This window comes from Candidatus Pantoea formicae (assembly GCF_011752625.1).
Taxonomy (GTDB): Bacteria; Pseudomonadota; Gammaproteobacteria; order Enterobacterales; family Enterobacteriaceae; genus Pantoea; species Pantoea formicae.
The window spans coordinates 825,030-835,960 of record NZ_VWXD01000003.1; the positions used below are offsets into that span (position 1 = coordinate 825,030).

8 protein-coding genes are annotated in these 10,931 nt (G+C 55.3%); all 8 read right to left on the reverse strand.

The features are described from left to right. Positions 1–42: 42 nt before the first annotated feature. A complete protein-coding gene (locus F3J38_RS12560; RefSeq protein WP_167138807.1) occupies positions 43–1,707 on the reverse strand; it encodes an ABC transporter ATP-binding protein in 1,665 nt (554 codons plus the stop codon). After that, on the reverse strand, positions 1,704–2,555 hold the full coding sequence (locus tag F3J38_RS12565; protein ID WP_167138809.1) for an ABC transporter permease: 852 nt from the start codon (positions 2,553–2,555) through the stop codon (positions 1,704–1,706). The genes F3J38_RS12560 and F3J38_RS12565 overlap by 4 nt, the downstream gene beginning before the upstream one ends. Next, positions 2,555–3,508 (reverse strand): ABC transporter permease, encoded by a 954-nt coding sequence (locus tag F3J38_RS12570; RefSeq protein ID WP_167138811.1) that lies wholly within the window; start codon positions 3,506–3,508, stop codon positions 2,555–2,557. Before F3J38_RS12570 ends, F3J38_RS12565 begins: the two co-directional genes overlap by 1 nt. A gap of 27 nt (positions 3,509–3,535) precedes the next feature. Beyond that, the gene (locus F3J38_RS12575; RefSeq protein WP_167138813.1) at positions 3,536–5,140 is read right to left on the reverse strand and encodes an ABC transporter substrate-binding protein; all 1,605 of its coding nucleotides are present in this window, start codon (positions 5,138–5,140) and stop codon (positions 3,536–3,538) included. A 151-nt stretch (positions 5,141–5,291) separates the two neighbouring features. Further along, positions 5,292–6,569, reverse strand: a complete 1,278-nt coding sequence (locus F3J38_RS12580; RefSeq protein WP_167138814.1) for an NAD(P)/FAD-dependent oxidoreductase — start codon at positions 6,567–6,569, stop codon at positions 5,292–5,294. A 14-nt stretch (positions 6,570–6,583) separates the two neighbouring features. Beyond that, complete coding sequence (locus F3J38_RS12585; protein WP_038646202.1) at positions 6,584–7,252, reverse strand: haloacid dehalogenase type II; 669 nt, start codon at positions 7,250–7,252, stop codon at positions 6,584–6,586. A 32-nt stretch (positions 7,253–7,284) separates the two neighbouring features. Beyond that, positions 7,285–8,754, reverse strand: coding sequence for an aldehyde dehydrogenase family protein (locus F3J38_RS12590; protein ID WP_167138817.1), 1,470 nt, complete (start codon positions 8,752–8,754; stop codon positions 7,285–7,287). A gap of 422 nt (positions 8,755–9,176) precedes the next feature. Beyond that, entirely contained in the window at positions 9,177–10,634 is a 1,458-nt protein-coding gene (locus F3J38_RS12595) for an NAD-dependent succinate-semialdehyde dehydrogenase (protein WP_167138819.1), read from the reverse strand. Positions 10,635–10,931 lie beyond the last annotated feature (297 nt).

Consider the following 10,931-nt stretch of genomic DNA (forward strand, 5'->3'; position numbering starts at 1 on the left):
TGAAATGTGAGAAGAACCGCGCTGCTACGAATGCCGTGATGTTTATTCTGCTTTAAGCACTTCTTCGTGCTCATCCAGCCAACCCTGTCGTAGCTCCGGCACCGCCCGTTTAAGACGCTCGAAGTACAGCTCGCTGGTCGGCTTATCATAATCAGCGCGGGAAATCTGCGTGACGATGCGACCTGATTTCATCACCACGATATCATCGCAAACGGCGCGCACGGCATGCATATCATGGCTGATGAACAGCACTGACAGCCCCAACTCACGACGCAGCTCGCTAATCAGATCCAGCACGGCGGCGGCGACCACCGTATCTAACGCCGATGTGACTTCATCGCACAGAATCAGATCCGGCTCCGCCGCAAGGGCACGAGCCAGATTCACACGCTGCTTCTGCCCACCGGAGAGTGCCCATGGACGGCGCCACAACACTGAACGCGGTAGTTTGACCAGGTCCAGCAATTGATGCAGACGACGCTCAAGATCGGCCCCTTTCAGGCCGTGGAACAGCACGAGCGGGCGAGTAAGAATACGTTCCACGCTGTGTGCCGGGTTCAGCGCGGTATCCGCCATCTGGAACACATACTGGATACGCCGCAGCTCGTTATCCGGGCGCTTATGCATATCGCCATTGATGTAGTGACCATTAAACAGAATATGACCGTGGCTCGGGGCATTTAGGCCAGCAATCGCATGTGCCAACGTGGTTTTACCCGATCCCGACTCGCCGATAATGCCAATCGCTTGCCCTTTCCACAGCTTAAGATTGATATCTTCCAGAATCAGCGTTTTCGGTTTGCCCTCACTATCACACGGGCCATATCCGGCACTGAGATCGCGCACTTCCATCAGCGGCTGAACATCAGCCTCTGCACAGGTCCAGCTACTCTCGCGCTCTTTCTGACGTGCAGCATCCATCAGCAGTTGGGTATATTCAGCCTGCGGTGCGCCAATTAAACGTTCAGTGGTGCCGTACTCGGCCATTTTTCCACGCAGCAGCACCAAAATGCGATCCGCCATCTGCGCCACTACCGCCAGATCGTGGCTGACATACACCGCGGTAACGCCACGTTGCGCCACCACGCGACGGAAGGCTTTTAGCACCTCAACTTGGGTGGTGACATCCAGTGCGGTCGTCGGCTCATCGAGGATCACGACATCAGGGTCGCCAATCAACGCCATCGCCGTCATCAAACGCTGTAGCTGACCGCCAGAAACCTGATGGGGAAAACGGTCGCCAATGGTGTCTGGGTTCGGTAGCGCCAGCTCGCGAAACAGGGCTATCGCCTTCTCTTTCGCCGCTTTACGTTTCATTGTGCCGTGGATCACCACAGGTTCAATGACCTGATCGAGAATACGCATGCCGGGGTTGAAGGAGGCGGCGGCACTCTGGGCAATGTAGGCCACCTTGTTGCCGCGAAACTCACGCAACTGCCCCGGTGACAAGCTGCGCACGTCGGTTCCCGCCAGGTGGATATTGCCGTCAGCGATGCGACAGCCGTGACGGGCATATCCCATCAGCGCCATGGCGATGGTGGTTTTACCGGAACCCGATTCACCAATCAGTGCCAGCACTTCCCCTTTTTGCACCGTAAAACGGATGTCAGAAACCAGATCGATCTCTTCACCTTTATCGGTCTGCGCCGTAACGCGCAGGTTTTCTACCGAAATCACTGGCATCGCAGTATGTGGTGTCACGTTCATGCTCCCTCCTTCGCCAGCGTCAGCGGACGCATCTGCTGGAGGCTGTCAATAAACAGGTTGGCACCAATGGTCAGGCTGGCAATCGCGACCGCAGGCATTAACACGGCAGGCGATCCATTAAACAGTCCTTGTAGGTTTTCGCGCACCAGTGTGCCCCAATCGGCATACGGCGGTTGAACGCCTAAACCGAGGAAACTTAAGCCACTCAACAACAGCACAATGTAGACAAAACGCAGGCCGAAGTCGGTGAGCATGGGGTGCACCATATTAGGCAGGATGTCATGAATCGCGATGTACCAGCGGCTTTCACCACGTAACCGAGAAGCACGCACATAATCCATATTGCGCAAGCTGCTGGCCATGGCGAAAGCGATTCGGAAGGCACCAGGCCAATAGGTGAAGGTGGCCGTCAAAATCAACATAGGCAGTGAAGAACCAAATACCGCCACAATCATCAGCGACAGCACTTTACCCGGCAGTACCAGCATCGCGTCGTTAATGCGACCCAAGAGCTCCTCCAGCCAGCGCCCTGCCACCGCCGCTAACAGCGCCAGTAAGGTTCCAATCAGGCTGGCACCCAACGCGGCAGTCAGCGCCAAGCCGATGGAGAATTTTGCGCCATACAAAATGCGGCTCAGGATGTCGCGGCCAAGGTAGTCGGTGCCCAACAGATTATCGGCGGTCATGCCCCCCAGCATGGGACCACCACCAATGTCGTCGATGTTATGGGGTGCCAGTTGGTTGCCAAACACCGCCATCGCTAACCAGAACAGTGACATCAGCAGGCCGATACGACCTGAGATTGACAGCGCCTGGAAAATACGTACAGGAAGCAGCAAGCTATTCATCAGCTCCTCCATTTCGGGTTAAAGGCAATGGTCAGCACGTCTGCAATCAGCAGCAACACCAGATAGCAGGCGGCAAACATCATCACACAGAGCTGCACCACCGGCAGGTCACGGTTGCTCACCGCATCCACCAGCGCACTGGCGAGGCCAGGATAGCTGAAAATGGATTCGATGATGATCACACCGCCGAACAAGTAGGACAGACTGAGTGAAATGGCGTTGGCAATCGGCCCCACCGCGTTAGGCAACGCATGACGTAACACCGCGCGCAGTGGCGATACGCCTTTCAGCAGCGCCATTTCGAGATAAGGACTGTCAAGCTGGTTGATGATCGCTGAGCGTGTCATACGCGCCATCTGTGCCACTAACACGCAGCACAACGTCAGCACCGGCAATGCGTAAGCCTTTAGGTAACTGATCAGATCCATATCGGGGCTGCCAAATGACATCGCCGATACCCAATGCAGTTTGACAGCGAAGATCAGCACCGCCACGGTTGCCACCAGAAACTCTGGCACCGCCACTGTGGCCATGGTGCTAATCACCAGGAACCGATCCAGCGCAGAGCCACGATTCATCGCGGCGAGAATGCCGATGACCAGTGCCAGCGGCACACAAATCACCGTGGTAATTCCTGCCAGTTCCAGCGTGGCGGGAATACGTTGCGCCACCAACTGCGTCACCGGCAGATGGCTGGCAAACGAGGTGCCGAAATCACCGTGCAGCATCCCACCAAGCCAGCTGAAGTAGCGCACCAACAACGGCTGATCGAGACCCAGCTGCTGGCGTAACGCCGCCACCGTTTCCGGCGTGGCGTTTTGCCCCAGAATCATCTGCGCGGCGTCGCCGGGCAGCAGGCTGGTGATAAAAAACACCACCGCCGAGACGATAAGCAAGGTCAGGATGCCGGCACCTGCGCGCCGGGCAATCAGAAACAACATGTATCGGTTCATCGGCGTTCTCCTCTAACGGGTGACGGATTAGGCTTTCAACCAAGCAAATTCATGGAATCGATATCCCATCATCATGCCGCTTGGCCAAGCTTCAATGCCGCCCACTTTTTTGCTGTAGCCATCGGTTGAGCTGATAAAGGTCGGGATGATGGTACCGCAGTGGTCATAAATCAGTTTTTGCATGTCACCGTACATTTGCTTGCGTTTCCCCTGGTCGCGCTCACCACGTGCCGCCACCACCAGCTGATCGAACTGCGGGTTCTTCCAGCCTGATTCGTTGTTGGATGCCGTGGAGAGATAGAACTGGGAGAACAACATATCCAGCGTTGGACGCGGGTTGATCGAACCGTAGCCCACCGGGTCTTTGGTCCAGTGCGTGGACCAATAGCCGTCATAAGGCACGCGGCGCACATTGATCTTCAGGCCGGTGTTGCGTGACACCTGCTGAATCAACTGTCCCCCTTCTACTGACCCTTCGATGTTAGGCGTGGTAATGATCTCGACCGTGGCCCCTTTCATCCCGGCTTTTTCAATGTGATATTTGGCTTTCTCGGCATCCAAAGGACGCGGCTTGAGATCGGCGTTGTATAGGGGATGCCACGGTGGTACCGGCGTATCGTTACTGACATCACCATAGCCCTGTAGTACGGTTTTCACCACGATGTCGCGTGGTTGCAGATACTTCATTGCCAACACGAAATCTTCGTTGCTGCCGGGTTTCATATCGGTACGGATGATCAGGTTGGTATACATCCCTGATTTACTCTCCAGCACCCCATAATCACTGGTGGCTTTGATGCGATTGCAATCTGCCGCGCTGAGCGTGGAGACCACATGCAGATCGCCTGACATCAGCGCATTAACGCGTGCCGCCTGGTCGGTGACGCCCAGCAGTTCGATTTCGTCAAGGTGCGGCAGACCCGGTTTGAAGTAATTAGGGTTCTTCACGCCAACCGAGCGTACGCCTGGCGAGAACTCTTTCAGCTTGAACGGCCCAGTGCCGATGCCCTTGCTGAAGTCTTTGGTGCCATCCTGCACAATCAGGAAAGGTGCACTGGCCAGCATATAAGGTACGTCGAAGTTGGCACTGCTCAATTCCAACGTCACTTCGTTGTCGTTGACCTCAGTGAACGTCTTAAACTGATCGGCCAATTTAAAGGCGTTGGAAGCCACCGCTGGATCTTTGTGGCGGCTCAGAGAGTAGATGACATCTTTGGCGGTGAGCGGTTTACCATCATGGAAGGTGACGCCTTTACGCAGTTTAATCTGCCAGGTCACACCGTCAGTGGACTCGATGGATTCTGCCAGCGCCGGTTGCACCGCGAGGTTTTTATCCAACTCGGTTAAGCCGCTGTAGACCATAAACTGGCGGGTGTAGTCACCGCTGTTATTGCCTTTTGCAGGATCGAGTGTATCGGTAGCGGAAGCGTTCGACATGGCTGCACGCAACTTGCCACCTTTCACCGGTGTTTCAGCCGCAAAACTCATCTGCGGAAAACCTATCAAACCGCTGCTCATCACTGCACCGGCCGACAACAACTTCATCAGGCCACGACGAGACATGGACCCTTCGGTCAGCATGCGTGTCAGGGCCGGATTCACAGCGTCAGACTCTTTATTGAATTTACTCATCTGCACACCCTCAAAATGAAAAGTTGTTTGTTTCGAAAATCATCACTGGCTGGGTGCTGCCTGAGGCAATGCGCGCTATGCGCCTACCTCACCGATAAATCTCACCCTTTGTAGCGGTGCGATTTATCGTGCTTTGGGTCGCCGCCAATGATCAGGAGAGCCGATCCTTAGCCTTGTAATACAGCCCCGCGAGAGGCAAAAACCAGGGTTTCCCGTGGTAACCAGGCAGCGCAGGCCATGTATCGCGCTGCCAAGGGTTTTCATTGCGTTTTTCGGCCAACAAATCGGCCATCACACGTCCCATCCACACTGACATCTGCGTGCCGTGGCCGCTGTAGCCGAGGGAATAAAACACGCCCTCATGCTCGCCCGCATGGGGCAGACGATCTGCAGTCATATCCACCATGCCGCCCCAGCAATAGTCGATGCGTGATTGACCCAACTGTGGGAACAATGCCGTCATCGCGGCTCGCAATACTTCACCGCTGCGGGTATCCGAGGTCGGATTACTGACGGCAAAGCGGGCGCGACCACCAAACACCAACCGACGGTCGGCAGTGGTGCGGAAGTAGTTGCCGATATTCAGTGAGGTGACGTAAGTGCGATCTTTTGGCAGCACTTGTTGAATCAACTCATCACCCAGCGGTTCGGTGACCACAATAAAGCTGCCGACCGGAACAATGCGGCGCTGGAACCATGGGAAGGGGCCTTCATTAGAAACGCCGGTTGCCATCATCACTTTCTCAGCAATGATTTCACCTTTCGCCGTCGTGACGCGGTGGCGATGCCCCTCCAGACGCGTTAAGCCCGTGACGGCATGATGAGGGAAGATTTTCACTCCGGCGCGAGCGGCAGCATTTGCCAAGCCAATACCGAATTTGCCCATGTGCATTTGGCCGCCGCGTTTTTGTAACAGCCCGCCATGGAAAGCCTCGCTCCCCACTTCACGGCGAATCTCATCCTTGCCGATCAGCTCGATTTCCGGGTCCACGGTGTCGCGCATTAACTGCCAGGCACTGCGCAAGCCGGGAAAATGCGAGGCTTTGCTAGCCAGTTTCAGTTTTCCGCACAGACGAAAATCGCAATCAATCTGCTCATCACGAATCAGTTGTTCGACATAGCTCACGGCATCGTCATAAGCGCGATAAAAGCGGCTGGCTTGCTCAATACCCTGGCTCTCCACCAGTGAGGCAAAGTTCTGCGCCACACCCGTGTTGCAATGCCCTCCGTTACGCGCTGAGGCTTGGCTCATCACTTCAGCGCTCTCCAGCAGCACCACACTGATGCCACTGCGTGCGAGGTTGAGCGCAGTTGAAACGCCGGTAAAACCGCCGCCAATCACCACCACATCCGCGACTGCCGGCAGTGCGCCGCTCGCTGCGCCGGTGAAGGCCGGTGCCGTGGATTGCCAGAATGATTCGAGTTTCATCGCCGCCTCCGGGCTTAGAGTCCAACGACAGCGGGCAGACCGCCGATGTCTTTAATCTCGGTGTATTCATATGCCGGGTTGGCCGGATCGTGACCACGGTTGACCCACACTTTGTTTTTGATACCCATGTCGTAGCAGGTCATCAGGTCATAGCGCAGACTAGACGAAACATGCAGGATCTCTTCTGGACCACAATTCAGCTTGTCCAGCATGTACTCAAAGCCCTTCATCTGTGGCTTGTATGCACCCACCTCTTCTGCGGTGATGGTCATGTGGATCGGTGCACCGAGACGCGGCACGTGGTGCGGAATCAAATCGTTCATAGAGTTAGTGAGCAGCACCAGTGGAAACTCTTTCGCCACTTTTGCCAGCCCTGCTGGCACATCGGGGTGCGGTCCCCAGGTGGCACAATCGGTGTAGATGAAATCACTATCTGCCTGGCTCCACTGCACGCCCCATTTTTTGCAGGTGCGCTGCAGCGCATCGCTCACCACATCGTAGTAAGGCTTCCACGCGCCCAGCACCTCATCGCGGCGATAGATGGCGAAATCGGTGGTGAATGCGAGCATCTCCTGCGGGGATACACGATCCTTAAAGCAGCGTTCAGCAGCTCCCGCCATGTCAAAGTTAATCAGGGTGCCGTAGCAATCAAAGGTGATGAATTTCGGTTTAAACAGTGCCATGACGCGACCTCGTCGTTGTCTGATACGTGAATTTAAAAATCGATTAATACACTCTTCTGGCGCTGACAGGCCTGAAATGCCTGACGTCCCAGATCCTTGCCAATACCAGAGCCAAGAAAGCCTCCAGTGGGAATAATAAAATCACCGGAGCGACCATAACGGTTGATCCATACGGTGCCGGATTCGATAGCACGCATCGCTCGCATGGCACGCGGCAGACTCAGCGTATGCACGCCCGCACACAACCCGTAAGTCTCATGCGCGGCCAGCGCCAGGCCTTCTTCTTCGCTATCGAACTCCTGCACCGTCAGCACCGGGCCAAAAATCTCTTGCTGCACGGCCGGGTTGTCTGCCGCCACACCACACAGCAGGGTCGGTTGCCAGAACCACCCGCCATCGGTATCGGCAAAACGCTCACCGCCCACCAAGACTTCCGCGCCCTGCGCTTTGGCTTCAGCAATAACTGACGCGACCTTATTGCCCTGGCGCTCATCGATCAGCGGCGCATAACGGCTGCTGTCTTGCCAGGTAACACCTGGCTGCGGCTGCTGACACAGCGCCACCAGGCGATCCAGCAGCGGTTGAGCGATGCCACGTTGCACAATTAAGCGAGTACCCGCCACACAAGCCTGTCCACCGTTGGCGGTGAAGCCGCGCAGGATGCGCTGCGCCAAGACATCAATGTCGCCTGCATCATCGAACACCAGCTGTGGGCTTTTACCCCCTAACTCCAGCGTGACAGGCTTCATGCCGTGCTGGGCGGCGTCACTCATGATGCGTGCGCCCGTCACGGTGGAACCGGTGAACGAGACTTTGCGCACCAGCGGATGGGTGACCAGCGCGCTGCCGGTCACCGCACCGCTGCCTTGCACGATATTCAGCACGCCAGCAGGTAACCCGGCCTGAACGGCCAGCTCCGCCATGCGCACGGTAGAAAGCGGGGTCAACTCTGATGGCTTCAACACCACCGCATTCCCAGCTGCCAGTGCGGGGCCACATTTCCATGAGGCCATCGACAGCGGAAAATTCCATGGTGTGATAGCGCCAATGACGCCGTAAGGCTCAGACACCAACATACCGAGGCTGCTCTCTTGCGTCGGGAACAGGTCGCCACTGTATTTATCTGCACACTCGGCGTAAAACCGGATGGCTTCGGCAGTGAACGGAATTTCATGCTGCACGACATCGCTGATCGGTCGGGTGGACCCCAAAGCTTCAAGCTGAGCCAGCAGCAGGTCATTCTCAATCAGGTCTGCCCAGCGACGTAACACCCTGCCACGCTCGCGCGGTGGGCAACTGCGCCAGCCGCTGGTTTTCAGCGCTTCATGAGCGAGGGTGACAGCACGATCCACATCGCTGGCCTGGGCTTCGTTCAGCTCGGCATAGACTTTGCCATCAGACGGCCGTTTTACGGCGAAACGCGCGCCTTGGGTGGTGACATGCTGGCCACCAATATAATGGCCAATCGGGAGCGAAACTTTTTCAGGGTCGAAACTTAACATGGAAAATTCCTTATTTGTTACACCCATCACATGTGCGCCAATTAACGATCTGCACTACATTTATCTGTCACGTTAATAAGCTAATGCAGAAAGTATGCCAGCCCAGTAAAAAATAAAAATGCGTAAAAAACAGCCCAGAAAAATTTTCTGCCGTATTGGAGAGGGAAAATTTGCGGAATTGCCGAAGGAATAAACAGATGATTTACTTCACAAAATTCGTGCATCCCTACGGTGCAGCTCGCACGAAACTTGCACTAAAACGGTGATGAGCCGGAAAAGTATGACAGCGCGCACAAAATAAAAAGCGCCGGAAACCTGAGGCTGCCGGCGCTGATTATAAAATTGATGATGGAAGTCATGATGCGCAATGAATTGCGCGGCTACCTATTTGTAGCGACACGATTTAACGCGCATTGCTACATTTATAAACCGCCCATGTGAAACGTTTTCTGCTCAAGATACTCTTCAATACCATAGCGAGAACCTTCACGTCCTAATCCGGATAATTTAATTCCGCCAAAAGGTGCCGCATCTAATGAAATCGCACCGGTATTAAAACCGACCATGCCAAATTCTAATGATTCCGCCACACGCCAGGCTCGGCGTATATTCTCCGTAAAGAAATAAGCGCCCAATCCATAAGGCGTGTCATTCGCCATGCGTATCGCTTCCTCTTCCGTGTCGAAAACAAAAAGCGGTGCAACCGGGCCGAAGGTTTCTTCATGCGCAATACGCATACTGCTGGTGACATTACCCAACACGGTCGGTTCGACAAAGGTGCCATTCGCTGCACTGATCCCGCCGCGCAGCAAGGTTGCTCCTTGGCTAAGCGCATCATCAATATGGTTGTTCACCTTCTCGACAGCACGATCGTTAATCAGTGGCCCAATCGTGCTACTGGGTTCAAAGCCATCCCCCACTTTAAGGGTTGCCACTGCCTCAAGGAGTTTTTCGCTGAAACGCTCATAGATACCGCGTTGAACCAAAATGCGGTTGGCACAGACGCAGGTCTGACCGGCATTACGGAATTTACTCGCCATCACGCCAGGGATGGTGACATCGAGATCGGCATCATCAAACACAATCAGAGGGGCATTGCCGCCCAGTTCAAGACTGAGACGTTTGATGCTGTCGGCACTTTGTTGCATCAGCAACTGGCCGACACGTGTGGATCCGGTAAAGGAGATTTTGCGTACGGTGCGGCTGGCGGTCAGTGTGCTGCCAATTTCGATCGGCAATCCGGTGAGCACCTGGAGCACGCCAGAGGGAAAACCTGCCCGCTCTGCCAGCACCGCCAGTGCAAGAGCCGACAGCGGCGTCAGCTCAGAAGGTTTCACGATGATCGGGCAACCGGCGGCCAGCGCAGGTGCCACTTTGCGGGTAATCATCGCAATCGGGAAATTCCACGGTGTGATCGCTGCGGCCACGCCAACGGGCTGCTTCAGTACCAGAATGCGTCGGTCTGCGCTTGGCGCCGGAATGGTATCGCCATAGATGCGGCGCGCCTCTTCAGCGAACCACTTCACAAAGCTGGCGCCGTATAACACCTCGCCTTTCGCTTCTGCCAGCGGCTTGCCTTGCTCGGCGGTCATGATAATCGCCAGATCGTCCGCATTATCGAGAATCAGCTGATGCCACTTATCCAAAAGCGCTGCGCGCGATGCATTTGGGGTTTTGCCCCAACTGACACGCACCGACTCAGCATAATCTATCGCCTGCTCGGTTTCGGCTGCACCCAGTGCAGGAATAGTAGCAATCTGTTGTTGAGTAGATGGATCGATGACCGGCAGCGTGGCGCCCGCATGGGCGTCCTGCCAGCGTCCACCAAACAGCGCCTGTTGGCGCAACAGTTCTGCATCTTTTAATTGAATCCGCGACATTTTCATCCCCTTTATCCTGTTCATTTCACTGTAACGTGGCGCAGCAGTGCAGGATGTTTTTCTATGGGGTGTAAACCGGGCTGGGATGCGTTTTAGGGCGACAAAAGAAATTTTATGCTGCACCGAATGCGTCATCAATTACAGTGCAGTTTGTGGCCAGGGGCGCATGAAGGTACAACCGGGCACATGGGTAACAGATCAGACCGACCACATAGGTAACACTTTTGTGGTCAGTCGATTCGGATAATACGTTTTTCTGCCCGGTCATAATACGCCAGTATCATCCTGTCGAAGAGG

Bases quoted from the DNA above. Each gene is read 5' to 3' on its own strand.
- F3J38_RS12595 (WP_167138819.1), bottom strand. From the start codon at position 10,634: ATGTCGCGGATTCAATTAAAAGATGCAGAACTGTTGCGCCAACAGGCG.
- F3J38_RS12560 (WP_167138807.1), bottom strand. From the start codon at position 1,707: ATGAACGTGACACCACATACTGCGATGCCAGTGATTTCGGTAGAAAAC.
- F3J38_RS12575 (WP_167138813.1), bottom strand. From the start codon at position 5,140: ATGAGTAAATTCAATAAAGAGTCTGACGCTGTGAATCCGGCCCTGACA.
- F3J38_RS12580 (WP_167138814.1), bottom strand. From the start codon at position 6,569: ATGAAACTCGAATCATTCTGGCAATCCACGGCACCGGCCTTCACCGGC.
- F3J38_RS12590 (WP_167138817.1), bottom strand. From the start codon at position 8,754: ATGTTAAGTTTCGACCCTGAAAAAGTTTCGCTCCCGATTGGCCATTAT.
- F3J38_RS12565 (WP_167138809.1), bottom strand. From the start codon at position 2,555: ATGAATAGCTTGCTGCTTCCTGTACGTATTTTCCAGGCGCTGTCAATC.
- F3J38_RS12585 (WP_038646202.1), bottom strand. From the start codon at position 7,252: ATGGCACTGTTTAAACCGAAATTCATCACCTTTGATTGCTACGGCACC.
- F3J38_RS12570 (WP_167138811.1), bottom strand. From the start codon at position 3,508: ATGAACCGATACATGTTGTTTCTGATTGCCCGGCGCGCAGGTGCCGGC.